The sequence below is a fragment of the Mycobacterium sp. P4_H6 genome, assembly GCF_056400845.1.
On the sequence record NZ_JBFUKN010000068.1, the window covers coordinates 1 to 26,447 of the forward strand.

Below are 26,447 nucleotides of genomic sequence, written 5' to 3' on the forward strand. Positions count from 1 at the left end.
CCCTGGTGGTGTCGCTGATCGTCACTCGCGTCACCTTGTCGATGCCCACACCGCCGGCCGGCCCGGTTCCCGCGAGGATCAGCTTCCGTATCAGTTGCGGCCGCCGAGCAGCGATCTCCTGAGAGACCATGCCGCCCAACGAGAATCCGAGAAGATCGACCTGCTCGAAGCCCAGTGCGCGGATGAATGCGATGGCGTCGTCCGCCATCGCGGCCACCGATGTCGGTGTCTTACCGCGGGAGGCTCCGACGCCCCGATTGTCGAAGGTGATGACGCGGTGCTGCGCGGCGATGCCGTCGACGACGCGCGGATCCCAGTTGTCCAGGACGGCCGCGAGGTGATTGAGGAAGATCACCGGCACGCCTGCTGCGGTGCCGACGTCGCGGTACGCGAACGTCGTGTCACCGACGTCGATCGTCTTGGTCGGGGTATCCCTGTACGTTCGCGCGCTCATCGGTTGGCACCTCTCCATGTATACCGTTCGGTGTACTTCGTTGCCGACGCTACACGCCAGCCGGGGCGATGTAAACCAAGCGGTATACTTCGGTGATGACCGTGACATCTGATGTGCAACCGGCGCCCGGGCGCGGCGGCCGGGGGGCGCGCCAACGGATTCTGGACGCCGCCATCAGGCTCTTCTATCAGGAGGGCATCAACGCCACCGGTGTCGAGCGGCTCGCGGCCGAGGCCAACGTCTCCAAACGCACTCTTTATCAACACTTTCCGAGCAAGACGGCCGTGGTCGAGGAGTATCTGCGCCATATCAGGCAGGGTGTCGGTGATCCCGTCGTACCCGGACCCGCGGCGGCCAACCGCAGCCCGAGGTCACGCATCCTGGCACTGTTCCAGACGCCTCCGGCGGGAGGGCTGATGCGAGGTTGCCCGTTCCACAACGCGGCTGTCGAGGCCGCCGACGGTATGCCCGAGGTGCACGAGATCGTCGAGGCGCACAAGCGCAGCTACATTGACGGGCTCGTCACGCTGGCGCGCGCAGCGGGGGCGGCCAATCCCAAACTGCTCGGCCACCAGCTCGCATTGCTCTTCGAGGGGGCCGCCGCCATGTCGACCTCGCTCAACGACCCCGCACCCTGGACGCACGCCAGGAAGGCCGCCCAGACCCTGCTCGACGCTGCGATCAGTCGCGCTCCGGCGTGACCGCGACGACGACCTTGCCCTTGGCCCGTCCGGACTCGACGTAGGCCAGCGCGTCGTTGGTCTCATCGAACGGGAACACCCTGTCCATCACCGGACGGATGGCGCCCGCATCGATCAGCGTGGTGATCTCCCGCAGCTGCCCACCATCGGCGCGCATGAAGAGGAAGTGGAAGCGGACGCCGAGCCGACGGGCACGCCGTCGCGTCCCCGAGCTGAGTGCCCGCAGCAACAACCGGACGTACCAGGGCGCTCCGATCTGCGCGCCGAAGACGTGATCGGGCGGCCCGGAGATGGAGACCAATGTGCCGCCCGGCTTGAGGATCCGCAGCGACTTCTTCAGCGCGGCGGTGTCCTGGCTGTGCAGCACGACGTCGTAGTCGCTCAGGACGTCTTCGAACTCCGCTGTCCGGTAATCGATCACGATGTCGGCGCCCAGACCCTTGACCAGATCGAAGCTGCCGGGGCTGCACGTGGTCGCGACAGTCGCGCCCAGATGTCTGGCCAACTGGATGGCGATGGTGCCGACACCGCCGGTGCCTGCCTGGATGAAGACCCGTTGGCCCTTCTGCAGGCCGGCGCTCTCGACGAGTGCCTGCCACGCGGTCAGGGCGACCAGTGGTAGCGAGGCGGCCTCGACCATGCCGAGCGCACGGGGCTTTTGGGCGACGTCGCGGTGGTTCATCGCGATCAGCTCGGCGAACGTCCCGATCCGGTCCTTGTCCGGGCGTGCGTACACCTCGTCGCCGGGCGCGAAATCCCGTACCCGGGCGCCCACCCGCCGCACGACGCCGGCCACGTCGTTGCCCGCGATCTGAGGCAGCCGGTAGGGCAGTATCAGTTTGAACTCACCGTCGCGGATCTTGGCGTCCAACAGATTGACCCCGGCGGCGTGGATCTCGACGAGGACGTCGTCGGCGCCGACGACGGGTTCGGGCATCTCCGCTTTGCGGAGGACGCTCTTCTTCGCATAACGGTCGACCGTGAAGGCTTTCATGAGCGGGTGGTCGCCGCAGACAGGACCGCGTCGTTCAGCGGCGTGGGGCTGAGCGCCACCACGAGCTTCTGGACGCGGCTGAGATTGTCGAGAAGGTAGCGGCGTCGCGGATGCCTGGCGGTCAGCGCGCGCTCGACGGCGTTGACCACCTTCTTCGGGTCGGCGGCCAACTTCTGCATACGCCCGAGCAACTGCCGGGTACCGCCCAGATGGGCGGAATACAGTGCGCGGTGCCGGGGGTCGAGTGCGTTCACCATCCGGTCGTGCTCGACGAGGATGTCGCCCCACATGTCGGTGCGGATGGGGCCGGGCTCGATGAGCGACACCGCAATGTGCCACGGCCGCAGTTCTATCCGAAGCGCATCGGCGAGTGACTCGATCGCGTACTTCGACGCGCTGTAGGCACCGGTACCCGGGGTCGTGATCAGCCCGCTGACCGAGGACATGAACACCACCCGGCCGCGAGCGGCCCGGATCTGGGGCAGTACTGCCTTGGTGACCGCTATCTGAGCGGTCACGTTCACCTCGAACTGCCGCGACAGGTCGTCGAGGTGCAGGCCCTCCACCGGTCCGTTCACGATGATGCCCGCATTGTTGACCACACCGTCGAGCGTTTCGGGTAGCTGGTCGGGAAGGGCGGCGATGGCGTCCCGGTCGGTGATGTCGAGGGGTACGGCGTGCACGTGTGGAAGCCGGTCGAGACCCTGCAGGGCGGAATCGGACCGTGCCGTCGCGTACACCTCCCATCCGTGGCCGCTGAGGTGCTCGGTGATCGCGCGGCCGATGCCGCGGCCCGCGCCGGTGACCAGTACAGAGCGCATGTGGTTCTCCCTCTCGTGGGAAATGGGAGAAAGGAGAACCCTCGTCCCTTGTATACCGAATGGTGTACTTGGGACGGTACACGTCGCGGCTGCGACATGTAAACCGATCGGTGTTATTTCTCTGTGCGACGGCGCTGCCGTGCGGCCGGCCGGTGCGCCGCGATGAGTTCTTCGATGTGATGGGCGACCTGTTCCAGGGGTGTGGTCGAACGCGCAGCGCGTGCGAGTATCACCGCGCCTTCCATCGAGGCGACGATGGTCGTCGACAGTGACTGCGCCACGTCCTCGGCGATCCCGTCGCGGATGAGGCGTTCGGCGAGCAGTGTGCCCCACGTGGCGAACACCTCGGCGGCCGCCGCCGCGGCCTCGGGAGCTTCGTCCCCGCTGCAGGCCGCAGCGACGATGGGACAGCCGCCTTCGAACTCCGTGCTCAACAGGACGGTGCCCCACATCCGGGCGAATGCACCCACAGGATCCGGCGTGTCAACAAGGCCGCGTATGGTGCCCGAAAGCTCATCGCCCGCAAAACGTGTTGCGGCAGTGACGAGTTCGGCCTTGCCGCCAGGGAAGTTCAGGTAGATGGACCGCCTGGTGACGCCGCTGGTCTCCAGGATGCGCGCAATCCCGGTACCCGCCACGCCGTGGCGCTGCATCAGGACGGCGGTCGCCGAGGTGAGTCGATCTCGTACACGCATGGTTGCAATATACCAATCGGTTTACTACGGTGACGGGCACAAGTACACCAATCGGTATACCGGACGCGCACCACGACCGGCGTGACGGCCGCGAAAGGCGACATGACCACCAAGACGACGAGCTGGAAAGATGCGCCGACCAGAACGATCGATGTCGACGGCATCACCTACGCGTACCGCGAACTCGGTTCCGGCGCCGGTGTGCCGGTGGTGTTCCTGCACCACCTGATGGCCGTGCTGGATGACTGGGACCCGAAGATCATCGAGGGGATCGCCGCCCGCCACCGCGTCATAGCTTTCGACAATCGCGGAGTCGGCGGGACGGGGTCCACGGTGCCGCCGACGGTCGAGGCGATGGGCGCCGATGCCATCGCGTTCATCCGTGCGCTCGGCCACCGCAAGGTCGACCTGTTCGGGTTCTCGCTGGGCGGGGGCGTCGCCCAGATGGTCGCGCTGCAGGCCCCGGAGCTCGTGCGCCGCATGATCCTGGCGGGTACCGGTCCACGCGGTGGAGGTGGTATCGAACGCATCGCCGTGATCACGGCCATCGCGTACGTCAAGGCAGCTCTGACATTCAGCGATGCCAGGAACTTCCTGTTCTTTCCCCGCACCGGCGAGGGCAAGCGCGCGGCGTCGGAGTACTTCCGCCGACTCGCACAGCGGACGTCTGACCGCGACGAGAAGATCAGGCTCCAGGCCAGGATCGGACAACTCAAGGCGATCCGCCGGGCCGGTCTCAGCGCCCCCGATGATCTGTCCGCCATCACCGCGCCGGTGTTAGTCGCCAACGGTGACCACGATGTCATGGTGGCCAGCAGTCACTCGGCCGACTTGGCGCGTCGACTGCCCAACGCCATGCTGAAGATCTATCCACGGTCCGGCCACGGTGGGATCTTTCAACATCACGAGACCTTCGTGCCCGATGCCATCGCATTCCTGGCCGGCGAATAAAGGAGCCATGCACATGAATTCCCTGTCCGAACCATTGACGCTGCCCTGTGGTCAGGTACTGCCCAACCGGATCATGAAGGCGGCGCTCAGTGAGGCATTGGGCGACCGGAAGAATGCTCCCGACGGGCGCCTGGAGCGGCTCTACTCCAGTTGGAGTCAGGGCGGCTACGGCCTGGTCATCACCGGCAACGTGATGGTCGACCGCAGGCAGCTCGGCGAACCCGGGAACGTCGTGATCGAGGATGATCGCGATCTGGACGCATTGTCGCGGTGGGCCAAGGCCACCAAGGACGGCGGGGTGCCCATCTGGGTCCAGCTCAATCACCCAGGGCGGCAATCGAATCCGCTTGCACTCGGGCACACGCCGGTCGCCCCCAGCGCCGTTGCGTTGACCCTGCCGGGCTCGCCGACACCACGGGCGCTCACCGCTGCGGAGATCGAGGACATCATCAACCGGTTTGCGACGGCGGCCGTGGTGTGTGAGTCGGCGGGTTTCGACGGCGTGCAGATCCATGGGGCGCACGGTTATCTGGTGGCGCAGTTCCTGTCGCCGCTGTCCAACCGGCGTGACGACGAATGGGGTGGCGACCCGCAGCGGCGGATGCGCTTTCTCGTGGAGATCGTGCGCCGCATCAGGTCGCGCGTCTCACCGTCCTTCGCCGTGGGGCTCAAACTGAATTCGGCGGACTTCCAGCGCGGTGGCTTCACCGAGGACGAGTCCCGCGGTGTGCTGGCAGCCCTGGCCGGCGAGGGCCTCGACCTCATCGAGGTCAGCGGTGGAAGCTACGAAACTCCCGCGATGATGGGCAAGGCCGCCGACAGCACCAGGGCGCGGGAGGCGTACTTCCTTGAATACGCCCGCACGGTGCGGGAGATCGTCGGGGATGTCCCGCTTGCCGTCACCGGCGGATTCCGGTCGCGCAGCGCCATGGCGGAGGCGGTCGGTACCGGGGAATGCGATGTCATCGGTCTGGGCAGGCCGACGGTGACGACCACCGACGCGGCCGGTGCGATCCTGCACGGTCGGTCGGAGACTGTGGTGGCCCATCAGGTGCGCGCGGGAATGCGCGGGCTGCTCGGCAGGTTCGTGGATCTGAAGTCACTGGACGGCATTCTCGAACTCAGTTGGCACACAGATCAGCTGCACCGGATCGGGGCCGGCCACGCCCCGGACGTCAACCGGGGCCGGATCGCGACGACGCTGGCGATGCTCCGGCGCAACGGCACCGTCTCGATCGGGCGCAGGCGCGGGATGTAGCTCGCGCGCTATACCGCGACGGTGACGAACCGGGTTGCCGGCAAGGCGGATCCGATCACGGTGCCCTGGGCGGTCCCGTTCGGTGTGCTGATCGGTACCGTCGACCCGGGTACCAGTTCATCGCCGTTGTCGGTGTCACCGGCGAACCAGTCGTTGAACCACTGAGTGGACAGCTGCACGACGGCGGGCGGGTTCTGCGGCCGCGGGAAGCCCGCGAGCAGCGAGGCGACGAACTGCACGACGGGGTTGCCGCCCCGCATCGAGTCCATGTGCACGCCACCGGCGAGCACCACGCCGTTGAACCGGCCGGGCCGGGCCGCGTTCAGATCCGCCTTGAGGTTGCTGTTGGAGTTGAAGGAGTTCGGCGGTGCGCCGATCTCACGGACCGGGATGTAACGGCCGGTGGCGGTTTCGTAAGCCTGCAGCTTGCCCAGCGCGACCACTGCGGCGCTGCCGAGCGGCACGCCGTCCAAGGTGATGACACCGACCAGGTCGTCGGCGTCACCGTTGTCCACGAGGTAACCGGCGACCGCGGCCACCAGCCCGCCGCCGGCCGAATGGCCTGCCAGCCCGAACTTCTCGGGCAGCCGCGCCTCTGCGGGGTCCAGGCCGTAACGGGTGGCGAAGCCCGCGGCCAGCGCGCTGTCGGTCAACGCCTGGCGGTCACCGTCGAACAGGTCGGCGATGGCGGCGGCCAGACCGTCACCGTTGATCCAGCTGTCGTCACCGGCATAGGGATTCGAGGAGATCGTGGGTGTCACCACGATGGCTCCGGTGGATGCGGCGAGGTTGGCCGCGGTGAAGCTGTACATCGGACCGAGCGCGAAGAAGCCGTGTTGCAACACGATCAGCTTCGTCGGCACCACATCCCCCTCGGGGTAGTACCAGTTCGCCTTCACCCGCTGCCCGGTGGACAGCAGAATCGTCGAGTTGCGCACCGTCACAGTGCTGTTCGGGGGCAGCACCGGTGGGCCGGTGACGAGCGCCTCCAGCGCCTGCAACGAGTTGAACGCCAGGGAGGCGATCCCGCCCGTGATTCTGTCCGCCACGCCCTGCAGCCAGCGGATCAGGTTCGGCGGCGAGGCGGCAGCGGCCTGCACCGGGGCGGCGGCCTCGGGTGCGGCCAGCGCCAGGGACACGTTCGGCTGCGCGGTGATCCTCGCGACGGCGGCCGCGCCGCCGGAGCTGATGTCGGTCACCGCGGGCGTCGCGACACCGGGGACGGTCTCCACCGTCTCGGCGGCGACCGTCGCCGATCGCTCGGGTGCGCTCGCGGTCACCGGTGCGGAGTGCGGTTTGAGCGCCGTCACGGCCGTGGTCCGCGCGGTGAGGTTGCGCTTCTTTTTCTTCGGGGTGTCGCCGACGGCGTCGTCCACGGGTTTCCCGGTTGCCTCGGCCTCGGGTTCCGCTGTCGCCTTGGGTTCGGTGTCGGTGTCGGTGTCGGTATCCGTGTCAGCGGGGCTGTCGGTCTGGGTGCCGCCCGCCGAGGACGACGAACCGGGCTCCGAGCCCGAACCGGTGCCCGACGTCGAGTCATCGGCTGCCGCGACGCCGGCGCCTGCCAGCACCGCCGCCGACACTCCGGCCGACAGCAGCCCAGCACTTACCCACACCGAAAGGCGTTCCATGAATTCCCCTGACATTGGCACCTGGATCCCTCCGAATATTGACAGGGGCGAAAGCTTTATGGGGGGTTTTGACCGACCGCCATACTCAGGTACTGACGAAGGGAAATACCTATGAAGGCTGTCAGTTGTCTGTCCGGCGAACTGTCCGTGGTCGAGATGCCCACACCGCAGCCCGCCCGCGGGCAGTTGCTGCTCGACGTGCGGCGATGCGGTATCTGCGGGTCCGATCTGCACGCCAAGGACCACGCCGATGAGCTCACCGAGGTGATGGACGCGGTCGGATACCCCGATTTCATGCGTGGGGACACCCCGACTGTCCTGGGCCACGAATTCTGCGGGGAGGTGGCCGAGCGCGGCCGCGGGGTCGCCAAGGAGTTCAAGGTCGGCACCACGGTGGTGTCCTTTCCGCTGCTGCGGGCAAACGGCGGAGTGCATCTGACCGGGCTGTCGCCGCTGGCGCCGGGCGGCTATGCCGAACAGGTACTCGGTGAGGCCGCCATGAGTTTCGTGGTGCCCAACGGCCTGGATGTCGACACCGCCGCACTCACCGAACCGATGGCGGTGGCGCTGCATGCCGTCCGGCGCAGCGATATCGGACGCCGGGACACCGCGATCGTGATCGGCTGCGGACCGGTCGGGCTGGCCGTCATCTGTCACCTCAAGGCTCAGGGTGTGGCCACCATCGTCGCCAGCGACTACTCGCCGACCCGCCGCGCGCTTGCTACCCGGTGCGGCGCCCATGTGGTGGTCGATCCGGCGCACGACTCGCCCTATGACCGGGTCGCCGCGCAGAAGGGCGTCATCACCGCGGCCCCCGATCTCTACGAACTCGGCATGGGCTCGATGGAGAAGCTGCGCAAGGTGCCGGGCTGGGCGCACCTCTACCGGATCGCGGACAAGCTGGGCGCGGCCGGACCGAAGAGCCCGGTGATCTTCGAGTGCGTCGGGGTGCCGGGCATGATTGACGGCGCCATCGCCGCCGCACCCGTGGCCAGCAGGGTGATCGTGGTCGGGGTCTGCATGGGCGACGACCGGCTACGCCCGGCGATGGCGAACGGCAAGGAGATCGACCTGCGGTTCGTCTTCGCCTACACCCCGCTGGAATTCCGGGACACCCTCTACCTGCTGGCCGACGGCAAGGTCGATGCGTCGGCTCTGGTCACCGGCACCGTCGGCCTGGACGGGGTGGCCGCAGCGTTCCAAGCGCTCGGGGATCCGGAATCGCAGGCCAAGATCCTGATTGATCCGCGTAGCCCGGCCGTCGAACCTGGTTCGCCTGTCGCTTGAAACCCGTTCACCAGCAGTTCTTTTCGTCGGTGACATTGGTCAAACACGGGGCGCGTCAACTGCGTTGGCGCGTGACGTGTGCGACAGTTGGGAAACTATGGGTAGCAACGTGACATGGCGTGACCCGCTGTCGTTGTCGTTCGAGGTGCACCGCCGGGTGTTGCTGGCCCGGCTGCGGCGCCGCCAGCGGCGTCAGGCCGCCGCTGCACCGCGGTCGCGGCTGTCCTGACCGGGCTTCTCCGACCGGGCCGGTGACTGCGCGGTCTTGGGTCCGGTCCGGTTGCCGCCGAACGCACTTCGCGGTCCGTCGCGCAGGGTGACGACGGGGGCGCCGGGGCTCTTCTTGACCGTCGGCGACGTCTCCAGTTCGTCGTCGTCGTCGGAGGACGCCTCATCCCCGAGGGTGGTTTCGACGTCCACGTCGGGCTCGGGCGTCGTTGCTGAGGTTGCCGTTTGCGTGGTGGCCGCACCGGTGGCGGCCGGCGCCATCGCAGGTGTGACCGGGTGGCGCTTGACGCCCAGCAGGTTCTCCAGGCCTTCACGTACCGCTCCGGGTACCGCGTTCAGTGCTTCGATGATCTTGTGCGGCGGGGTGAACAGCGAGAAAGGTGTGCGCACTTCGGGGTTCAGGTTCAGCCGGTCGGTGTAGCCCATGTCGATGATGACCCGCAGCAGCGGCTCGACGAGACCCAGCAGTCGCTCCGCCGGGACCGACACACCCAGGTGGTAGGCGATGTCGCGCAGCGGGCCGAGCAGCGGCAGACGCGACGCCGGCACCAAGATGTAGGTGTCGGTGCCGCCGGTGACGAGGTCGGTCACGGTTTTCACGTGGTTGGCCGGGTCGGTCGGGTCCACCGCGTCGTACCACTTGTCGACGTGCGCGTACTCGTGTCCCAGCACGGCGTTCAGGATCGCCACCGGATTGAAGTAGGCCGGAAAGTCACCCCACAGGTCGTACTCGTTGACGATGTAGGTGGTGTTGTACTGCGAGGGTTGTCCCGGCCCCATCGCGGACACCACGTTGGGGATGGACAGCCCGGGGAACCGCCCGAAGATGCCGCCGTTCGGCACGAACGGGGTGGCGATCTGCAGGAAGCTGATGTCCTGCTCGGGCGGATTCGCCGAGGCCACCACGTCCCGCTTGAGCTGTTCGACGAGCAGGGCGCCCAGCGAGTATCCGGCGACGAGCACCTTGCCCGAGGTGGTGAGCAAGTTCTGGTGCAAGACCGGCATGCCGACGCGCAGACTGCGGTCGAGGTTCAGCGACGCCGGATACTCGGTGGCGATATAGCTGTCGCCGACCGGGACGACGGTGTTGCTGAGCTTGGCCGGCAGTCGCTCCGACAGCGGGTCGCTGCTGCCGCCGATCCCGATGACGGTGCTGACCAGCCCGACCAGCGGGCGGAATCCGCTGACCCCGATGGCCTGACCGCAGACCAGCGCGATCGAAACCACGACGGCGAACAAGGCCGTCGTGAGTGTTCTGAACCGTGATCCGGCCATGTGTGCCCCCTCGACGAACAGGACCGTACCCCGGTATTACAGCTCGCAGAGGAGATTTGCCGCGTTCGCATCCGCGGGCGATTAGAGTCAGCCCGCATGAAGGTCTTACGGGGAATTGTCGCGGCGGCCGCGGTCGCGGCGGGCTTCGGCGGAATTGCCACGACGGCAGCCCCGGCGGCGGGAGCCGATGTGGTGGCATATCTGGTCAACGTGCACGTGCGGCCCGGGTACAACTTCCCCAACGGTGATGTGGCGATCGCCTACGGCCAGACGATCTGCGACCGGGTCGCGGCCAAAATGCCCTACCCGCAGTTGGTCGACCAGCTCAAGGTCGATTTCCACACCACCGACTACTACCAGGCCGGGTACCTGGTCAATCAGGCGATCAACGAGCTGTGCCCGGCGCAGATCTGGCAGCTGCGCGAATCGGCTGCCGGGTACACCGGCTGACACGAGAACGGCGGCACCCCCGGACAAGGATGCCGCCGCCGCTCGTCTGCTGCCCGATCAGGGGCAGGTGACCTCGATCTCGAACGGCTTGTTCACCGGTGTCATCGGGTTGGCCATGTCGATACCGGTGGCGGTGCCGGTGATCTTGTAGGTGTTGCCGTCCTTTTCGGCCTTCGCCTCGCCACCCGCGCCGGCGGCGTAGCCKAGGGTCACACCGTTGACGTTGCCCAGGCCGATGGAGGTGACGGTGGGGGCGTCGCCCTCGCTGACGACGGCGGCGATGCCGGTGGTGGCCTCACCGATGGCGATGTTCACGTTGCCGCCCATGGCGGCGCACACGATGCTGCCGTTGACGGTCTTCTCCTGGCCGTCGATGACGACCCTGGTGGTGCCCGACCCGGTGGCGGCGGTGGGCGATTCGGCGGCCGACGTCTCCGAGGCCGAGGATGCGGCAGCGCTCGTCTCCGAGGCGCTGGTTGCAGAAGAGGACTTGTCGTCCGAGGAACAGCCGGACAAGCCGGCGATGAGGAGAGCCGCACCACTCACGGCAACTACGAAGCCACGCTTCACCACTGATCTCCTTAGGTTGTGCGACCAATCAAGATCGCCGGATGAACCTCAGCAGTATGTGCGCCGCCGGACGCATAATCATCAGATTGCGCGAAAATCTTGTCTGACCGCGACAGATCAGCACGACACCCGCAGGGTGAACTTCCCGTCGGTGGTGAAACTGGCGGCGTCGGTGCGAAAGCCCGTCGCCGTTCCTGAGATCACGAAGGTCGGGCCCGCCATGGTGACCTCGGCCGCCGCCTCACCCAGGCCCGCGTTGTAGTTGCCGGTGAATCCGGCCAGGTCACGGATGCCGACGGACTCGGCGGTGAGGTCGTCGCCGCCCGAGACCAGCGCCGTCGTCCCCGACGTCTCGTTGCCGGTGGTGATGGCGGTCTGGAAGCCCATCGACGAACACTGCACCTCGTGGGTGGTGCCGCCGTCGCGGCCGTCGACGGTGATCTGGGCGGTGCCCGCCGCGAGCACTCCGTCGGGCAGTGGGGCGGCCTTGGGCTCCGACGAGCAGGCCGCGCAGATCGCCATAGCACCCACGATCAGGGCCAACGCTCCGATTCTCATGCACCGAATGTACGGCCGGAGTGGGGCGGGCCACTGTGTCTTTGTGGAATGTCGACTTGGTTGAATGTCCAGGTGAGTGCGCAGTTCTTCGAGGTACAGGCCGGTCTACCCGGGCGGTCGGGGCGGGTCGGCACCATCCACACACCCCATGGCGATATCCAGACCCCGGCGTTCATCGCGGTCGGCACGGCGGCCACCGTCAAGGCGGTGCTGCCGGAGACCATGAAAGAGCTTGGTGCGCAGGCGGTTCTGTCCAACGCCTACCATCTCTATCTGCAGCCGGGCCCCGATGTGGTGGATGAGGCCGGGGGCCTGGGCGCCTTCATGAACTGGCCGGGCCCGACCTTCACCGACAGCGGCGGCTTCCAGGTGATGTCCCTGGGCGTGGGGTTCAAGAAGGTGCTTTCGATGGACACCACCCGGGTGCAGGCCGACGATGTGATCGCCGATGGCAAGGAACGCCTCGCCCACGTCGACGAGGACGGGGTGACGTTCCGCTCGCACCGGGACGGGTCCTCGCACCGGTTCACCCCCGAGGTGTCGATCGGCATCCAGCATCAGCTCGGCGCGGACATCATCTTCGCCTTCGATGAGCTGACCACGCTGGTCAATACCCGCAGCTACCAGGAACAGTCGGTGCGGCGTACCCATGACTGGGCGGTGCGCTGTGTGGCCGAGCATCGCCGGCTCACCGAGGTGCGCCATGACAAGCCGTATCAGGCGCTGTTCGGGGTGGTGCAGGGTGCGCAGTACGAGGACCTGCGCCGCCAGGCCGCCCGCGGACTGGCCGATATCGGTTTCGACGGCTTCGGTATCGGTGGCGCCTTGGAGAAGCAGAACCTGGCCACCATCGTCGGGTGGGTGACCGATGAGCTGCCCGACGACAAGCCGCGCCACTTGCTCGGCATCAGTGAGCCCGACGATCTGTTCGCCGCGGTCGCCGCCGGCGCGGACACCTTCGACTGTGTGTCCCCGTCCCGGGTGGCACGGAACGCGGCGGTGTACTCGGCGACCGGACGGTTCAACATCACCGGGGCGCGGTTCAAGCGCGATTTCACCCCCATCGACGCCGAATGTGACTGCTACACCTGCGCGAACTACACCAGGGCCTATATCCATCACCTGTTCAAGGCCAAGGAGATGCTGTCCTCGACGTTGTGCACGATCCACAACGAGCGCTTCACGGTTCGCCTGGTCGACCGGATCCGGCAGTCGATCCTCGACGGTCGCTTCGATGAGCTGCAGGCAGACGTCCTGGGCCGGTATTACGGCAGATCCCGGGCTTCTTAGACATTTGTACAATAACGGCATGACAAAGGACGGGGCGAGCGAAGCGACGGGGGATGGCACTGCGGACCCGCAGATGCTGCTGTTCCAGATGCTCGACCCCGCCAACCGGGCGAACCCCTATCCGCTGTTCGCGCAGATCCGCGAACTCGGACCGCTGCTCATGCCGGAATCCAACATGACGGTGTTCTCGTCCTTCGCCGACTGCGATGAGGTGCTCCGGCATCCCGATTCGTGCAGCGACAGCATGAAATCCTCTGTCGTGCAACGCCATCTGGCGTCCGGCGCGATGCCCCCACGGGGGAACACGCCCGGCTTTTTGTTCCTGGACCCGCCGGATCACACCAGGCTGCGCAAGCTGGCGCAGCAGGCATTCGCGCCGCGGGTGGTGCGGGCGCTGGAACCCGAGATCGCCGCAATGGTCGACAGCCTGCTGGACGCAATGGCCGACGCCGGCTCGGCCGACCTCATCTCCGATCTGGCCTACCCGCTGCCGGTGGCCGTGATCTGCCGGCTGCTCGGTGTTCCGGTCGAGGACGAATCACAGTTCAGCAGTGCCGCGGCACTCGTGGCGCAGGCGCTGGACCCGATCATGTCGATCACCGGTGCTCCCGACCCCGAGGCCGACGCCCGCCTCGAGGCCGGCGCGTGGCTGCGCGAGTACCTGGGTGAACTGGTCGAGCAGCGGCGCGCGGACCCGCAGGAGGATCTGATCTCGGCGCTGATCGCCGCCGAAGAGGGCGGCGACCAGCTGACCGCGGACGAGATCGTGGCGACCTGCAACCTGCTGCTCATCGCCGGTCACGAGACGACGGTCAACCTGATTGCCAATGCGGCACAGGAGATGTTGCGCACGCCGGCGCACTGGTCGGCCCTGGCGGCCGATCCCGAACTGGCGGGCGCGATCGTGGAGGAGACGTTGCGGTTCGATCCGCCGGTGCAGCTGGTGATGCGGATCGCCGGGGCGGACATGCGCATCGGCGATATCGACATTGCCGCGGGCGACACCATGTTGCTGCTGCTCGCGGCCGCCCAGCGCGATCCCGCCATGTACGACGCACCGGATGTGTTCCGGCCGGGACGGGACGCGACGCGGCATCTGTCCTTCGGGCTCGGCCCGCACTTCTGTCTGGGTGCGCCGCTGGCCCGGCTGGAGGCCAGGGTGGCGCTCTCCAAGCTCACCGCGCGATTCCTGCGGGCGCGGTCGGCCGGCGATCCGGCGTACAAGCCGAATGTCACCCTGCGCGGTCTCGCTACGCTTTCAGTCGACTTATGAGCATTTTGGGGTGTATTTCGTCGTAACATCGGCGAATCAGCGGTGATTCCGCACTAGGGTGGGCCCATGCGGATTCTTCTTGTGGGTGCCGGCGGTGTCGGTTCGGCGTTCTGCGCGATTGCGGCGCGACGCGAGTTCTTCGAGCGGATCGTGGTGGCCGACTACGACGGCGCCCGTGCCGAGCAGGCGGCCGCTGCCGTCGGCGACACCCGTTTCAGCGCCGCCCAGGTGGACGCCACCTCGGCCGATGCCGTCGCGGCCCTCGTCCGCGAACACGGCATCACCCACGTGATGAACGCCGTCGACCCCCGGTTCGTGATGCCGATCTTCGACGGCGCCCTCGCCGGCGGTGCCGACTACCTCGACATGGCGATGAGCCTGTCGGTGCGCCACCCCGACAAGCCCTACGAGCTGACCGGCGTGAAACTGGGCGACGAGCAGTTCGCCGTGGAGAAACAGTGGGAGGCCGCCGGACGGCTCGCGCTGGTCGGTATCGGCGTGGAACCCGGGCTGTCGGACGTGTTCGCCCGGTACGCCGCCGATCACCTGTTCGGCGAGATCGACGAACTCGGCACCCGCGACGGGTCCAACCTCACCGTCGACGGCTACGAGTTCGCGCCGTCGTTCTCGATCTGGACGACCATCGAGGAATGCCTCAACCCGCCGGTGATCTGGGAGGCCGACCGCGGCTGGTTCGTCACCGAACCCTTCAGCGAACCCGAGGTTTTCGACTTCCCGGACGGTATCGGGCCGGTGGAGTGCGTGAACGTCGAGCACGAAGAGGTGCTGTTGATGCCGCGCTGGGTGGACTGCAAGCGGGCCACCTTCAAGTACGGACTGGGTGAGGAGTTCATCGACGTCCTCAAGACACTGCACAAGCTGGGACTGGACCGCACCGAGAAAGTGAAGGTCGGCGGCGTCGAGGTGAGCCCGCGCGATGTGGTGGCGGCCTGCCTGCCCAATCCGGCCACCCTGGGTCCGAGGATGACGGGCAAGACCTGTGCCGGTCTGTGGGTGACCGGCACCGGCAAGGACGGGCAGCCGCGGTCGACCTACCTGTACCACGTGGTCGACAACGAATGGTCGATGGCCGAGTACGGGCACCAGTGCGTGGTGTGGCAGACCGCGGTCAATCCCGTTGTGGCGCTCGAACTTCTGGCCAACGGAAGCTGGAGCGGGGCCGGGGTGCTCGGGCCGGAGGCCTTCGACGCGGTGCCGTTTCTGGAACTGCTGACGGCCTACGGCTCCCCGTGGGGGATCAAGGAGCTCTGAAGGTGGTCGCCGCCGCCCCGCCGATCGCCACTGCGGCGCACACGGCGGTGGCCGGCCAGCCGAACCAGCCGACCGCCGCGGCGCCGAACGCGGTGCCCAGGCTGCCACCAACGAAGTACACCACCATGTAGGCACCGTTGAACCGGGCGGGCGCATCGGGTTCGATGGCCAGCACCGTGCTCTGATTGGCAACTTGGGCCGCGAACAGGCCGGCATCGAAGAGTGCGAGGCAGATCAGCGTCACGACGGTGCTGTGCAGCGTCGGCGCCAACACGGCGGCTGAGCCCGCGGCCACGGCCAGTCCGATCAGGATGACAGTGCGCGCCCCGACGCGGTCGGTCAACGCCCCGGCCACCCAAGTGGTGGCAATACCGAGCAGGCCGGCCAGCGCGAAGAGTCCGATCGTATCGGCGGAGTACCCGAACGGTGGTTGTGCCAAAGCGACCGCCACCCCGGACCACACCGTGCAGAACGCGAAGAACCACAGTGCGCCGCGACCGGCGGCCCACCGCAACACGGGATGCCGTCGGTAGAGGCCAGGCAGTGCCCGTAACGCGTCAAGGTAACCGGGACGGATGTGGCCGCGGTCTCCCGGAAGGGCGAGCAGCGCCAGTCCGGCCATTACCGCGCACACTGTGGCGACAATCAGAAGCATTGCTCTCCAGCCGATCTGGTCGGATAGCCAGCCGCCCATGACTCGGCCGCCGAGGATGCCTGCCGAGATCCCCGCCGTGACGATGCCCAGCGTGGTGGCGCGTCGACGCATGGTGGCGAAGCGTCCGGCGATCGAACTCAATTGGGCCCCGACCGTCGACGTTGCGCCGATCACGCCGACCGCCAAGCCGAGCAGCCACGGTGTGGTGGCCGTCGCGTTGATACCGAGGGCAATGCTGAGCACCGCGAACTGCACCGCCAGAAGGTGTTTCGGGGAGTATCGATCCACGAGTGGCACCAGGGTGGCCAGGCCGAGGAGGTAACCGACCGGCCCGCATGCCAGCGCGGCTCCGGCCGTTGCGACGGGCGTATCGACGTCGCGGGCGACATCGGCGATTGCCGGCTGCAGCGGATAGATGGTCGCTGTGCCCACCGCGGCGGCAACGGCCATGAAGGTTATCGTCTTCGCGCTCAGAACGGTGGTGGATTCTGTTGACAGGACTCGTGTTTGCACAGGTCCGACGCTAGGCAGCCGATGATCTGATTGCTGGCGGCATTTCGACACGGTAGTGCGGTAGCGTCGGACACATGCCGATCGAGCTCACCGCCGAGCAGGCCGCCGCGCGGCTGCAGGCGACCGACACATTGGGAATTCCACTGGGGCCCGGCCAGCCGCCGGCGTTCCTGGCGGCGCTGGGCGAGCGCGACGACTGGACCGATCTGCGGGTCTACGGTGCGCTGCTCTCGGTGATGACCGAACTCTTCACCCGCAAGGGCGTGCACTACCTGTCCGGGTTCTACGGGCCGTTGGACCGGGGTCTGCGCGACAGCGGCGCCGACGTCGAGTTCACGCCCGCCGACTTCCGGCGCTTCGGACCGCTGCTGCGGCGGCAGTCACCGCGGGTGATGACCACGGTGACGGCACCGCCGGACGCCGACGGCTGGTGCTCGCTGTCGCTGCACGCCGGCGGCACCATCGACGAATTGCGCCGCGCCGGAGCGGATCCCGACCGGGTGCTCATCGTCGAGGCCTCCGACGCGTTCCCGCGCACCTACGGAATGGGCGATCAGCACCGCCACGCCCTGCACGTCGACGAGATCGACATCCTGGTGCGGTCCTCGGAGGCGCCGCTCGCGCTGCCGGGTGGTGACACGCCGCCCAGCGATGTCGACCGGGCCATCGCCGAGAACGCGGTCGCTTACATGCCGTCGGGGGTGACCCTGCAGACCGGCATCGGCTCCATTCCCAACCAGATCGCCACCCTGCTCGCCGAGGGGGACGGCGGCGAATTCGGATTGCACAGCGAGATGTTCACCGACGGCTGCATGCGCCTGCACCGGGCGGGCAAGATCGCCAACGCCCACAAGGGCCAGTTCGACGGCGTCAGCGTGACGACTTTCGCGTTCGGGTCGGCCGAACTCTACGAATGGCTGGACGGTAATCGGGAGGTGGCCTTCCTGCCCGTGGAGGTGGTGAACGCCCCCGAGGTGATCGCCGAGAACGACCGGATGGTCACCATCAACGGTGCGCTGGGCATCGACATCCACGGGCAGGTGGTCGCCGACACCATCAATGGCGGTCAGTTCAGTGGCATCGGCGGGGCCGAAGATTTCGTGGCCGGCGCCGGCCTCGAGCTGTCCGACCGCTCACTCATCTGCCTGCCATCGACGTACATGAAGGACGGTGAACTGCGCTCGCGCATCGTGCCGTGGTTCGGACCCGGAGCGGTGATCACCACACCGCGCCATCATGTGGACGTGATCGTCACCGAACACGGCACCGCCGAACTGGAGGGCCTGACGGTCCGCGAGCGGGGCGAGGCGCTCGCCGCCATCGCGGATCCGCAGTTCCGCGACGGCCTGCTGGAGGCCGCCCACCGGGCAGCCAAGGGCCGGTCTCCGGTCGCAGACCGCACCATCCTCTTGTAACTAACAAAATGTAAGTTATGGTCGTCGGATGGGAGACGAYGCGCGGCGCTTCGTGGTCATCGGCGGCGGGCTGGCCGGGCTGGCCTCGGCGGTCTGGCTGGCCGAAGCCGGCCGCACCGTGACACTGCTGGAACGGCGCGGCAGCCTGGGCGGCCGTACCCATGCGATGCGCGCCGAGGCCGTCGACGATATTCCCGACAACGGCCAGCACGTCATCGCCAGCGGATATCAGCACCTCTACCGGTATCTGACCAGCGTCGGCACCCGCGAACACATCGCGTTCCCGAAATCCTCCACGCTGCGCTGGCCCGACGGGCGCAAGGTCACCATGCACACCACCGGAATCGGCGCGATCCGCACCCTGTTCGGCGTGCACCCGGATGCGAGCTGGCCAGACCGGCTGCGCGCCGCGCGGGCCACCATGCTGCTGGGGTGGCAGGCGCTGCGGCCACCGGCCGACCTCGCCGACATCTCCACCGAGCAGTGGTTCGACCGGGTCGGGATGCCCGCGCCGGCGCGGGAAGCGTTGTGGGACTGGCTGGCTCTGGGAATCGCCGCCGAACCGGTCGCGCAGGAGTCGGCGAAGGTCTTCGCGAACGTGCTCGGCACCGGTATCCGGCTCGGCATCAAACACCGCACCCCGGTCACCATCGGTTACCCCACCGTCGACCTGGACACCCTCTACATCGACGGGGCCCTGAAGGTGTTCGAGGAGCACGGCGTCGACGTGCGCTACCGGGCGGTGGCGCGGCGCATCGTCATCAGCGATGGCCGGGTGACCGGTGTGCTGCTGGCCGACGGCACCGAGATCCCCGCGGACGCCGTGGTGTGCGCGGTACCGAACGGCAGTATCGCCGGCCTGCTCGACGATCTGCCCGAGCACCCGGAAATCTACGCCGCGGCAGACAAACTGGGCTACACACCCATCGTCAGTACGAACCTGTACCTGGACCGGCCGTTGGGCACCGAGTCCGCCTTCGAGGGCCTGATCGGCGGCACCGGCGTCATCGACGAGGTCTTCGACCGGCAGATCATGCACGGCCGCAGCACCGAACGGTCATGGCTGTACTGCCTGACCACCAGCGGCGCCTACGCGCAGATCCACAAGAGCAACGACGAGATCGTCGAGGAGCAGCTGGCCTTGCTGCGCCGCTACTACCCGGCCGCCGCGCAGGCGAAAGTGCTTGAGGCGCAGGTGGTCAAGATGCCGCGGGCCACCTTCTCCCAGGTCGTCGGCACCGATTCGCTGCGACCACCGCAACGCACCTCGGTGCCCACGCTGGTGCTGGCCGGGGACTGGACCGCCACCGACTGGTCGGCCACCATGGAAAGCGCCGTGCAGAGCGCGGCCAAAGCCGTCGACCTGTTACTGGCATGACGCGCCGTCGGCTCAGCGGTGCCGACCGCCGGGCCCAGCTCCTCGACGTGGCCCGCGATATCGTCGCCGCCGACGGTTACCCGGCGGTCACCATCGACCGGGTCGCCGGYGAGTCCGGGGTCACCAGAGCGGTGGTCTATCAACACTTCACCGATCTGGCCGGACTGATGACCGCGCTGCTGGACCGCGAATCCGCGGTGGCCTTCGCCGGGATCGGCAGCGTGCAGGACGTGCGCGATATCGACGAACTGGGCCGCGGCATCCTGGCCTATCTCCATGCTGCCCCCACCAGTTGGCGCATCATCCTGCGGCCGCCCGACGGTGCACCTGCGGAAGTGCGGGTACGCATCGAACTGGGCCGCACCTACGCCAGGACGGTGGCCGCCCGGCACCTGCGGATCGACCCGGACAGCACGGCGGCACGAATCCTGTTGGCCGCCATCGAGGAACTGGCCCGGCTACATCTGGAGGATTCGGCCGCGCACCCCGAGGCGGAGATGCTGACCTACCTCGGATCGTTGGTGGACTGGGCCGCGGGCGTCACAGCGGATTGAGAATCCGGTCCAGGAACTGCCGGGTGCGCTCCTCCTTGGGATTCCCGATGACCTCGTCGGGCGTGCCCTGCTCCAGGATGACGCCCTTGTCGGTGAACAGCACCTGATTGGAAACCTGTCGGGCGAACTGGATTTCGTGGGTGACGACCACCAGTGTCCACCCTTCGACGGCCAGATCCTTGATGACCGAGAGCACCTCGCCCACGAGCTCCGGGTCCAGGGCCGAGGTCGGCTCGTCGAAGAGCACCAGCTTGGGCTTCAACGCGAGCGCCCGCGCGATACCCACCCGCTGCTGCTGCCCGCCGGACAGCTGGAACGGGTACTGATCCTGCTTCTCGGCCAGCCCCACCTGCTCGAGCAACGCGACGGCGTCGGCGACGGCCTCCTCCTTGGGACGCTTCTGCACGATCACCGGGCCCTCGATGATGTTCTCCAGCACCGTTTTGTGCGGGAACAGGTTGTGGCCCTGGAACACGAAACCGCTACGGGACTGGAACCGGCGCACCTCGGGTTTCGTTGTCGGCGTGGCGAAGTCGATCTCGACGTCGTCGACCCGGATCACCCCGGCGTCGGCCCGGTCCAGCGCGTTGAGGGTGCGCAGCAGGGTCGTCTTGCCCGAGCCCGACGGCCCGATGATCGCCGTCGCGGTGCCGGTCGCCACCTTGAACGACACCCCGCGCAGCACCTTGTTCTCGCCGAACGCCTTCTCCACACCCTGGGCCTCGACGCGGTATTCGACGTCAGTGGATTCGGTCATCTCGCCACGTACCTTTCCAGTCGGTGCTCCACTCTGGCCTGCCCGAAGGACAGCACCAGGCAGATCACCCAGTAGTAGATCGCCGCCGTGCCGTAGAGGGCGAAGAACTCGAACGTCGGCGCCGCAACGATCTGAGCCTGCCGCAGCAGCTCGGTCACCAGGATCGTCGACGCCAGCGACGTGTCCTTCACCAGCGAGATCAACGTGTTGGACAGCGGCGGGACCGCGACCCGGGTGGCCTGCGGCAGGATGATGCGCCGCAACGCGCCGGTGTAGTTGTAGCCGATGGTCTCGGCGGCCTCCCACTGACCCTTGGGCACACTCTGGATCGCCGAGCGGATGATCTCGGCGGCGTAGCCACCGACGTTGAGGCTGAACGCGATCACCGCCGCAGGGAACGGGTCGATCTTCACACCGAATTCCGGTAGCGCGTAGAACACGATGAACAGCTGCACCAGCAGCGGTGTGCCGCGGATGATCGAGATGTAGAACCGCGCCACATTGCTGACCACCACGTTCGACGACAACCGGGCCAGCGCCACCGCCAGCGCGATCACCAGGCCGACGATGAAGCTGATGATCGTCAACGGGATCGTCATGGTGAGCGCGGCCTTGGCCAGCGGCCACAGGTTGTCGAGCACCAGTTGGAACGCCGACCGGACCTGCGGGGCCTCCTGCTGGGATCCCGGTGCGCTCGGTGCGCCCTCCGGTGCTGCACCCGTCGCGTCGGCCTTGAGGTACTTCTCCGAGATGGCGGTGAGCTTGCCGTCCGCGCGCAGTTCGTCGAGTGCGCCGTTGAGTTCGGGCAGCAGGCCGCTGTTCTTGCGGGCGGCGAAGCCCTGATCGCTCGTCTCGCCGGTCTGCGCGGCGATCTTGACCGAGGTGTCTCCGGTCTCGGCGAGGTAGGCGTACACCGCGACGCTGTCGTTCACGGTGGCGTCGATGCGGCCCTGGTTGAGCAGGGTGATCGCCTGCGCGAAGCCCTCGACACCTTCGACATTGGCACCGGCGTCGCGGGCGACCTGAGCCCAGTTACTGGTGATCGACTGGGCCGTGGTCTTGCCCTTCAGATCGTCGACCGAGGTGATCGAGTCGTCGTCGGCCCTGGTGACGATCACCCCCTCGCCGACCGTATAGGGCTGGGACAGGTCGTATTTGGCCTGTCGCTCGGGGTTGATGGTGACCTGGTTGGCCACGATGTCGAACCGGTTGGCCTCCAGCGCGGCGAAGATGGAATCCCATGGCGTTTCCACGAACTCGACAGGAACACCCAGCTGTTCACCGACCGCCTTGGCGACGTCGATGTCATAACCGACGAGTTCACCGGTGGCCGGATCGTGGTAGCTGAACGGTGAATAGGTGCCCTCGGTGCCCACCCGCAGCACGCCGGCGGCGCGGATGGGGGTGTCCGCGGGCGCCCCGGTGGCGTCGGCCTTGAGGTAGCGCTGGGAGATCTCCGAGAGTGTGCCGTCCGCGCGTAGTTCGCTCAGCGCCCGGTCGAGCTCGGGCAGGTAGCCGCTGTCCTTGCGGGCCGCGAAACCCTGCTCGCTCTTCTCCCCGACAGTGCCGGCGATCTTCACGCTCTTGTCGCCGGTTTCGGCCAGGTAGGCGTAGACCGCGATGCTGTCGTTGATGACGACGTCGACGCGGCCCTGGTTGAGCAGCGTGATGGCCTGGGTGAAGCCCTCCACGGATTCGACCCGGGCCCCGGCGTCGCGGGCCACCTGCGACCAGTTGCTGGTGGCATTCTCCGCCGCGGTCTTGCCCCTGACGTCGGCCAGCGAGGTGATCGAGTTGTCGTCGGCGCGGGTGACGATGACGCCCTCGCCGACGGTGTAGGGCTGGGACAGGTCGTACTTGCCCTGGCGTTCGGCGTTGATGGTCACCTGGTTGGCGACGATGTCGAACCGGTCGGCCTCCAGCGCGGCGAAGATGGAATCCCACGGGGTCTCCACGAACTCGACGCGGACGCCCAGTTTCTCGCCGACCGCCTTGGCGACGTCGACGTCGTAGCCGACCAGGTCCCCGGTCTTGGGATCGTGATAGCTGAACGGGGAGTAGACGCCTTCGGTGCCGACACGCAGCACACCGGCCGACTTGATCGGGTCGGCGCCCTTGTCGTCGGACGAGCCGCAGCCGACGGCACCGAGGATCACCGCGGCGACGAGGAGTATGGCGAGCGTGACCCGCCGGAGGTTTCCGAGCACGGGCGGACCGTAGCAATGGTTGTCCGCCGGGCACAGGGTTTCGCTCACACGGGCCGGTATACCCAGGGTTCGTGCGGAAGAGTCGCCGGATCGAACTCGGTGAGCATGCCGTCGAGCGTGGTGCTGGCATAGCCGAGGGACGCCGCGATGAGGTGCAGTGCGGGCTGCACCCCGATCTCGGCGAGCGTGACCGCGCCGTCGCGTTTGGCCAGGCGCTTGCCCTCGGTGTTGAGCACCAGCGGCACGTGCGCGTAGGTCACCGGTGGGTAGCCCAGCAGCGCCGCGAGATACGCCTGCCGTGGCGATGACGACAGCAGATCATCCCCGCGCACCACCTGGTCGATGCCCTGGGCGGCATCGTCGACCACCACCGCCAGGTTGTAGGCGGTCACCCCGTCACCACGGCGCAGCACGAAATCGTCCACCACACCGTTGAATTCGCCGTGCAATAGATCGGCGACGGTGTAGGAGAAGGTGTCGCTGCGCAACCGCAATGCCGGCGGGCGGTCCGGGTCGGCCGGGGGTTCGCGGTCGCGGCAGGTCCCCGGATAGGCGCCCTCCGGGGCATGCGGAGCCCGCGGCGCGCCGAGGATGTCCTTTCTGCTGCAATAGCATTCGTACACCAGGCCGCGATCGGAGAGCTCGGCGATCACCCTGTCGTAGCGGGCTGCGTGCGCGGTCTGGTATTCGGGCGGATCGTCGGAGACGACCCCGATGGCGGTCAGGTCGGCGAGTTGGCGGGCGGCGACATCGCTGAACGTGCGGTCATCGAGATCCTCGACCCGGATCAGGAACCGGCGTGCAGACGATCTGGCGAACAACCAGGCCAGGACCGCGGTGCGCAGATTGCCGATGTGCAGATCGGCCGACGGACTGGGCGCGAACCGGCCTGCTGGCATAGCTCGTCAGGCTACCGCCGCCAGCCGATCGCGTGCCTCTGCGGCGCACCGCGCCCACCGTGGACCCGGCACCTGCACAGCCGACTCCGACGGGAAGGCGCTGGAGATCACCAGATCGGGATGCAATCGGCCCAGCACCTGCAGGCTGTCCTGCAACTCTGCGGCATCGCTGATCCCGGGCAGATGACCGGCCGCCCAGTCGCCGTCCGCGCCCAGGAAGATGGTGTCCCCGGTGAACAGGTAGCTCTGGCCGTTGGCGCCGGGCACCAGGTAGCTGGTGCTGCCGGGGGAGTGGCCCGGGGTCGGGATCACCTCGACGCCGTTGCCATCGACGTGCCTGCTGCCGATCGGGACGTCGATGTGGGCGTGCCTGCCGATGTCGACCAGCTCCGCCAACGGGGCGTGCAGGCGGGCATCGAAGCGTTCGGCGATGCGGGCCAGCATGGGGCCCGCCTCGTCGCGGTGGGACAGGTACTGGTGGGCGACTCCGCCCAGCTGTTGCAGTTCGGCGAACTCGGTGTCGGTCTGGGTGCTGTAGAACAGCACGTTGCCGTCCGGGCCGCCGGTCCACAGGTAGGCGTGGGTGGTCAGGCCTGGGAACGGGCTGTCCTGTCGAGTCTCCCAGAGGTCGGAGCGGATCTGCCGCATGGGTGCCTCCTCGTCGTTGTGCACCCAGCCTTCAATATCAACCATGGTTGAGGTCAAGCGATTTATCGGCCGAGGCCGCCGCGCAGTCTGGGGGCGGAGCGGGTCCGTCGGATCTGACCCGTTTGCCTCACGCGTAGAACGACTTCCGAGAGTTGCCGTGCCGTAGATGAACACCTTGCGCGGCGTCTTTGGGTCGCGTAGATTCGAACACAAGTTCGAATGCGACGTAGCTCCCAGCGCGACTCGGTGAGCTGCAGACCGCGACTCCGGTCGCCGATTGGTTCGATGGTCCCGCGGGACCGGTCGGACCGTATTGCCTGATCGTGCCCGTTGGGCGCCTTCTGTGAAAGTCGGTATCCAGTATGGACGCCACCCATCTCGACACGTTTGTCGATGCGTTGATCGATGACCTTGCTGTTTCGCCTCCGGGTGAAGATGGCGAGCGCAGACTGTTTCATCTGCTGGATTGTCCGCGGCGGGTGCTCGATGAGCAGCCCCTGCTGGCGGTGTTGGTGGCTGCGGTGACTTTGCGCAACCTGGTTGACCATGTGATTGCCCAGGCGGTCGCGGCCGCGGAACGTCTTGGTATTCCGGCCCGCAAGCATCTGCGCTCGGGAGCCGATCTGCTCACCAGTTGCGGCGTCGCCCCCGGCGCGGCCTACCGGGCGGCGCGGGTGGGCCGCGCGGCGCACACGCTGCCGGCGTTGACCGCGGCCCAGCGCCTCGGTGGGATCGGTATCGAGTTCGCGGACGCCGTCGGCAAAGGAGTCGCCCACATCAACAGCCGAGTCCCGTTGTCCGAGGAGGACCGGGCCGCGGTCGTCACCAAGCTGATGATTCAGACCACTCCGTCGGGTGTGGACAAGAAAGCCCGTGAGATCGCCATCGACAAAGCCGGAACACAACCCGCAGAAGACCAGTCGGTGCCGGTCGCGGAGAACCCTGACCTCAACGAGATGATTGTGATCGTCACCGAGGAGGGGCGGGTCGCAGCCACCCTCGACGTGGACGCGCTGACCGGTGAGGAACTGCTCACCGCGCTGGACCCGCTGTGCCGGCCCATCGCACTGCCGGACGGCTCACCGGACCCGCGCCCGGTCGGTAAGCGTCGTTCGGACGCCCTCGGGCAGCTAGTGCGGACCTACCTGTCGCACTCGCGGCGCCCAGCCTCGGGAGGGGTGCTGCCGCACGTCACCCTGATCCGCCCGCAGGCCCCAGGGTTCGTGGACACCCTCGGGTTCACCGGGCCGGTCAGCGCCATCACCGCCGAATTGATCGCCTGTGACAGCACCCTTACCTCGGTGATTGTCGACGGTGCGGGGGCGCCGTTGGACGTCGGGCGCGCCGAGCGACTGTTCACACCCGCGATCCGAAAGGGGTTGGCAGTACGCGACGGTGGCTGCGCCCACCCCGGCTGCGGGCGGCCGGTGTCCTGGTGCGACGCCCACCACATCAGACCGTGGAGCAGCGGCGGCACCACCAGCATCGACAACGGTGTACTGCTCTGCCGACACCATCACACCGCAATCCATCACGGCGGCTGGCAGGTCTATTTGGGTCCCGACCGGCACCCCTGGTTCATCCCACCCCACAAATCAGACGATCCCGAGCCCGCGCACTTACGCTCCCACGCACGACGCACCATGACCGACCTACCCACAGCCGCATAACCGACTTTTCAGGCACCTTGAAAACTACACAGAGAAACGGCCCACG

General features: G+C 67.4%; 25 protein-coding genes. 12 read left to right on the plus strand and 13 right to left on the minus strand.

The window, feature by feature from the left end; genetic code table 11:
* On the minus strand, nucleotides 1-454 hold a 454-nt coding region (locus AC1DTF_RS23395; RefSeq protein ID WP_477475807.1), incomplete at its 3' end, for an alpha/beta fold hydrolase.
* Between the two features lie 95 nt (nucleotides 455-549).
* On the opposite strand from AC1DTF_RS23395, the gene AC1DTF_RS23400 reads away from it, so the two are divergent.
* Complete coding sequence (locus AC1DTF_RS23400; protein ID WP_057171087.1) at nucleotides 550-1,155, plus strand: TetR/AcrR family transcriptional regulator; 606 nt, start codon at nucleotides 550-552, stop codon at nucleotides 1,153-1,155.
* Here the strand turns inward: AC1DTF_RS23400 and AC1DTF_RS23405 are convergent.
* From AC1DTF_RS23405 to AC1DTF_RS23415, 3 genes are all read right to left on the minus strand, one after another.
* A complete protein-coding gene (locus AC1DTF_RS23405) occupies nucleotides 1,136-2,149 on the minus strand; it encodes an NADP-dependent oxidoreductase (RefSeq protein ID WP_057171086.1) in 1,014 nt (337 codons plus the stop codon). The genes AC1DTF_RS23400 and AC1DTF_RS23405 overlap by 20 nt on opposite strands.
* Complete coding sequence (locus AC1DTF_RS23410; RefSeq protein WP_477475808.1) at nucleotides 2,146-2,970, minus strand: SDR family oxidoreductase; 825 nt, start codon at nucleotides 2,968-2,970, stop codon at nucleotides 2,146-2,148. The genes AC1DTF_RS23405 and AC1DTF_RS23410 overlap by 4 nt, the downstream gene beginning before the upstream one ends.
* 113 nt (nucleotides 2,971-3,083) lie before the next feature.
* Nucleotides 3,084-3,665, minus strand: a complete 582-nt coding sequence (locus AC1DTF_RS23415) for a TetR/AcrR family transcriptional regulator (protein WP_057171084.1) — start codon at nucleotides 3,663-3,665, stop codon at nucleotides 3,084-3,086.
* A 102-nt stretch (nucleotides 3,666-3,767) separates the two neighbouring features.
* Between AC1DTF_RS23415 and AC1DTF_RS23420 the strand changes: the two genes are divergently transcribed.
* The gene (locus AC1DTF_RS23420; RefSeq protein WP_057171220.1) at nucleotides 3,768-4,616 is read left to right on the plus strand and encodes an alpha/beta fold hydrolase; all 849 of its coding nucleotides are present in this window, start codon (nucleotides 3,768-3,770) and stop codon (nucleotides 4,614-4,616) included.
* Between the two features lie 13 nt (nucleotides 4,617-4,629).
* Nucleotides 4,630-5,874 carry an NADH:flavin oxidoreductase/NADH oxidase family protein gene (locus AC1DTF_RS23425; RefSeq protein WP_057171219.1) on the plus strand — a complete coding sequence of 415 codons (1,245 nt, stop codon included), beginning with the start codon at nucleotides 4,630-4,632 and terminating at the stop codon, nucleotides 5,872-5,874.
* Nucleotides 5,875-5,882: 8 nt separating this feature from the next.
* Here the strand turns inward: AC1DTF_RS23425 and AC1DTF_RS23430 are convergent, their stop codons facing one another.
* Nucleotides 5,883-7,502: an alpha/beta hydrolase gene (locus AC1DTF_RS23430; RefSeq protein WP_156409460.1), complete on the minus strand. Its 1,620-nt coding sequence runs from the start codon at nucleotides 7,500-7,502 to the stop codon at nucleotides 5,883-5,885.
* A 111-nt stretch (nucleotides 7,503-7,613) separates the two neighbouring features.
* Between AC1DTF_RS23430 and AC1DTF_RS23435 the strand changes: the two genes are divergently transcribed.
* Nucleotides 7,614-8,789 carry a zinc-binding dehydrogenase gene (locus AC1DTF_RS23435; RefSeq protein ID WP_057171082.1) on the plus strand — a complete coding sequence of 392 codons (1,176 nt, stop codon included), beginning with the start codon at nucleotides 7,614-7,616 and terminating at the stop codon, nucleotides 8,787-8,789.
* Between the two features lie 192 nt (nucleotides 8,790-8,981).
* Here AC1DTF_RS23435 and AC1DTF_RS23440 read toward each other — a convergent pair whose 3' ends face one another.
* On the minus strand, nucleotides 8,982-10,292 hold the full coding sequence (locus AC1DTF_RS23440; RefSeq protein ID WP_057171081.1) for a PE-PPE domain-containing protein: 1,311 nt from the start codon (nucleotides 10,290-10,292) through the stop codon (nucleotides 8,982-8,984).
* A gap of 96 nt (nucleotides 10,293-10,388) precedes the next feature.
* Between AC1DTF_RS23440 and AC1DTF_RS23445 the strand changes: the two genes are divergently transcribed.
* Nucleotides 10,389-10,742 (plus strand): DUF732 domain-containing protein, encoded by a 354-nt coding sequence (locus AC1DTF_RS23445; RefSeq protein WP_082614557.1) that lies wholly within the window; start codon nucleotides 10,389-10,391, stop codon nucleotides 10,740-10,742.
* Nucleotides 10,743-10,799: 57 nt separating this feature from the next.
* On the opposite strand, the gene AC1DTF_RS23450 is transcribed toward AC1DTF_RS23445, so the two are convergent.
* Nucleotides 10,800-11,312 carry a lipoprotein LpqH gene (locus AC1DTF_RS23450; protein WP_057171080.1) on the minus strand — a complete coding sequence of 171 codons (513 nt, stop codon included), beginning with the start codon at nucleotides 11,310-11,312 and terminating at the stop codon, nucleotides 10,800-10,802.
* A 117-nt stretch (nucleotides 11,313-11,429) separates the two neighbouring features.
* Entirely contained in the window at nucleotides 11,430-11,870 is a 441-nt protein-coding gene (locus AC1DTF_RS23455) for a lipoprotein LpqH (RefSeq protein WP_057171079.1), read from the minus strand.
* 72 nt (nucleotides 11,871-11,942) lie between these two features.
* Between AC1DTF_RS23455 and tgt the strand changes: the two genes are divergently transcribed.
* From tgt to AC1DTF_RS23470, 3 genes are all read left to right on the plus strand, one after another.
* A complete protein-coding gene (gene tgt, locus AC1DTF_RS23460) occupies nucleotides 11,943-13,160 on the plus strand; it encodes a tRNA guanosine(34) transglycosylase Tgt (RefSeq protein WP_156409459.1) in 1,218 nt (405 codons plus the stop codon).
* A gap of 19 nt (nucleotides 13,161-13,179) precedes the next feature.
* Nucleotides 13,180-14,433, plus strand: coding sequence for a cytochrome P450 (locus AC1DTF_RS23465; RefSeq protein WP_477475809.1), 1,254 nt, complete (start codon nucleotides 13,180-13,182; stop codon nucleotides 14,431-14,433).
* Nucleotides 14,434-14,499: 66 nt separating this feature from the next.
* Nucleotides 14,500-15,705 (plus strand): saccharopine dehydrogenase family protein, encoded by a 1,206-nt coding sequence (locus AC1DTF_RS23470; RefSeq protein WP_477475810.1) that lies wholly within the window; start codon nucleotides 14,500-14,502, stop codon nucleotides 15,703-15,705.
* On the opposite strand, the gene AC1DTF_RS23475 is transcribed toward AC1DTF_RS23470, so the two are convergent.
* Nucleotides 15,692-16,810 carry an MFS transporter gene (locus AC1DTF_RS23475; RefSeq protein ID WP_057171075.1) on the minus strand — a complete coding sequence of 373 codons (1,119 nt, stop codon included), beginning with the start codon at nucleotides 16,808-16,810 and terminating at the stop codon, nucleotides 15,692-15,694. The genes AC1DTF_RS23470 and AC1DTF_RS23475 overlap by 14 nt on opposite strands.
* Nucleotides 16,811-16,947: 137 nt before the next feature.
* Between AC1DTF_RS23475 and AC1DTF_RS23480 the strand changes: the two genes are divergently transcribed.
* From AC1DTF_RS23480 to AC1DTF_RS23490, 3 genes are read left to right on the plus strand one after another with little or no spacing between them, the layout of a single operon-like run.
* The gene (locus tag AC1DTF_RS23480; protein WP_057171074.1) at nucleotides 16,948-18,288 is read left to right on the plus strand and encodes an acetyl-CoA hydrolase/transferase family protein; all 1,341 of its coding nucleotides are present in this window, start codon (nucleotides 16,948-16,950) and stop codon (nucleotides 18,286-18,288) included.
* A gap of 28 nt (nucleotides 18,289-18,316) precedes the next feature.
* Entirely contained in the window at nucleotides 18,317-19,666 is a 1,350-nt protein-coding gene (gene hpnE, locus AC1DTF_RS23485; protein WP_477475811.1) for a hydroxysqualene dehydroxylase HpnE, read from the plus strand.
* Nucleotides 19,663-20,220 carry a TetR/AcrR family transcriptional regulator gene (locus AC1DTF_RS23490; RefSeq protein WP_477475812.1) on the plus strand — a complete coding sequence of 186 codons (558 nt, stop codon included), beginning with the start codon at nucleotides 19,663-19,665 and terminating at the stop codon, nucleotides 20,218-20,220. The genes hpnE and AC1DTF_RS23490 overlap by 4 nt, the downstream gene beginning before the upstream one ends.
* On the opposite strand, the gene AC1DTF_RS23495 is transcribed toward AC1DTF_RS23490, so the two are convergent.
* Genes AC1DTF_RS23495 through AC1DTF_RS23510 form a run of 4 tightly spaced genes read right to left on the minus strand, consistent with a single transcriptional unit; the run spans nucleotide 20,207 to nucleotide 24,731 of the window.
* Nucleotides 20,207-20,977: an amino acid ABC transporter ATP-binding protein gene (locus tag AC1DTF_RS23495; RefSeq protein WP_477475813.1), complete on the minus strand. Its 771-nt coding sequence runs from the start codon at nucleotides 20,975-20,977 to the stop codon at nucleotides 20,207-20,209. The genes AC1DTF_RS23490 and AC1DTF_RS23495 overlap by 14 nt on opposite strands.
* Nucleotides 20,974-23,184: an ABC transporter permease subunit gene (locus AC1DTF_RS23500; RefSeq protein WP_477475814.1), complete on the minus strand. Its 2,211-nt coding sequence runs from the start codon at nucleotides 23,182-23,184 to the stop codon at nucleotides 20,974-20,976. Before AC1DTF_RS23500 ends, AC1DTF_RS23495 begins: the two co-directional genes overlap by 4 nt.
* A 44-nt stretch (nucleotides 23,185-23,228) precedes the next feature.
* Entirely contained in the window at nucleotides 23,229-24,083 is an 855-nt protein-coding gene (gluQRS, locus tag AC1DTF_RS23505) for a tRNA glutamyl-Q(34) synthetase GluQRS (protein ID WP_477475815.1), read from the minus strand.
* A 6-nt stretch (nucleotides 24,084-24,089) separates the two neighbouring features.
* Nucleotides 24,090-24,731: an MBL fold metallo-hydrolase gene (locus AC1DTF_RS23510; RefSeq protein WP_477475820.1), complete on the minus strand. Its 642-nt coding sequence runs from the start codon at nucleotides 24,729-24,731 to the stop codon at nucleotides 24,090-24,092.
* Between the two features lie 362 nt (nucleotides 24,732-25,093).
* On the opposite strand from AC1DTF_RS23510, the gene AC1DTF_RS23515 reads away from it, so the two are divergent.
* Entirely contained in the window at nucleotides 25,094-26,401 is a 1,308-nt protein-coding gene (locus tag AC1DTF_RS23515; RefSeq protein ID WP_477475816.1) for a DUF222 domain-containing protein, read from the plus strand.
* Nucleotides 26,402-26,447: the final 46 nt, after the last annotated feature.

Excerpts from the sequence above, each read along its gene's own strand:
- AC1DTF_RS23470 (WP_477475810.1), top strand. The coding sequence starts at position 14,500 with ATGCGGATTCTTCTTGTGGGTGCCGGCGGTGTCGGTTCGGCGTTCTGC.
- AC1DTF_RS23405 (WP_057171086.1), bottom strand. The coding sequence starts at position 2,149 with ATGAAAGCCTTCACGGTCGACCGTTATGCGAAGAAGAGCGTCCTCCGC.
- AC1DTF_RS23430 (WP_156409460.1), bottom strand. The coding sequence starts at position 7,502 with ATGGAACGCCTTTCGGTGTGGGTAAGTGCTGGGCTGCTGTCGGCCGGA.
- AC1DTF_RS23410 (WP_477475808.1), bottom strand. The coding sequence starts at position 2,970 with ATGCGCTCTGTACTGGTCACCGGCGCGGGCCGCGGCATCGGCCGCGCG.
- gluQRS (WP_477475815.1), bottom strand. The coding sequence starts at position 24,083 with ATGCCAGCAGGCCGGTTCGCGCCCAGTCCGTCGGCCGATCTGCACATC.
- AC1DTF_RS23440 (WP_057171081.1), bottom strand. The coding sequence starts at position 10,292 with ATGGCCGGATCACGGTTCAGAACACTCACGACGGCCTTGTTCGCCGTC.
- AC1DTF_RS23415 (WP_057171084.1), bottom strand. The coding sequence starts at position 3,665 with ATGCGTGTACGAGATCGACTCACCTCGGCGACCGCCGTCCTGATGCAG.
- AC1DTF_RS23480 (WP_057171074.1), top strand. The coding sequence starts at position 16,948 with ATGCCGATCGAGCTCACCGCCGAGCAGGCCGCCGCGCGGCTGCAGGCG.
- AC1DTF_RS23455 (WP_057171079.1), bottom strand. The coding sequence starts at position 11,870 with ATGAGAATCGGAGCGTTGGCCCTGATCGTGGGTGCTATGGCGATCTGC.
- AC1DTF_RS23445 (WP_082614557.1), top strand. The coding sequence starts at position 10,389 with ATGAAGGTCTTACGGGGAATTGTCGCGGCGGCCGCGGTCGCGGCGGGC.
- AC1DTF_RS23465 (WP_477475809.1), top strand. The coding sequence starts at position 13,180 with ATGACAAAGGACGGGGCGAGCGAAGCGACGGGGGATGGCACTGCGGAC.
- AC1DTF_RS23515 (WP_477475816.1), top strand. The coding sequence starts at position 25,094 with ATGGACGCCACCCATCTCGACACGTTTGTCGATGCGTTGATCGATGAC.
- AC1DTF_RS23420 (WP_057171220.1), top strand. The coding sequence starts at position 3,768 with ATGACCACCAAGACGACGAGCTGGAAAGATGCGCCGACCAGAACGATC.
- AC1DTF_RS23435 (WP_057171082.1), top strand. The coding sequence starts at position 7,614 with ATGAAGGCTGTCAGTTGTCTGTCCGGCGAACTGTCCGTGGTCGAGATG.
- AC1DTF_RS23425 (WP_057171219.1), top strand. The coding sequence starts at position 4,630 with ATGAATTCCCTGTCCGAACCATTGACGCTGCCCTGTGGTCAGGTACTG.
- AC1DTF_RS23475 (WP_057171075.1), bottom strand. The coding sequence starts at position 16,810 with ATGGCCGTTGCCGCCGCGGTGGGCACAGCGACCATCTATCCGCTGCAG.
- AC1DTF_RS23400 (WP_057171087.1), top strand. The coding sequence starts at position 550 with ATGACCGTGACATCTGATGTGCAACCGGCGCCCGGGCGCGGCGGCCGG.
- AC1DTF_RS23495 (WP_477475813.1), bottom strand. The coding sequence starts at position 20,977 with ATGACCGAATCCACTGACGTCGAATACCGCGTCGAGGCCCAGGGTGTG.
- AC1DTF_RS23510 (WP_477475820.1), bottom strand. The coding sequence starts at position 24,731 with ATGCGGCAGATCCGCTCCGACCTCTGGGAGACTCGACAGGACAGCCCG.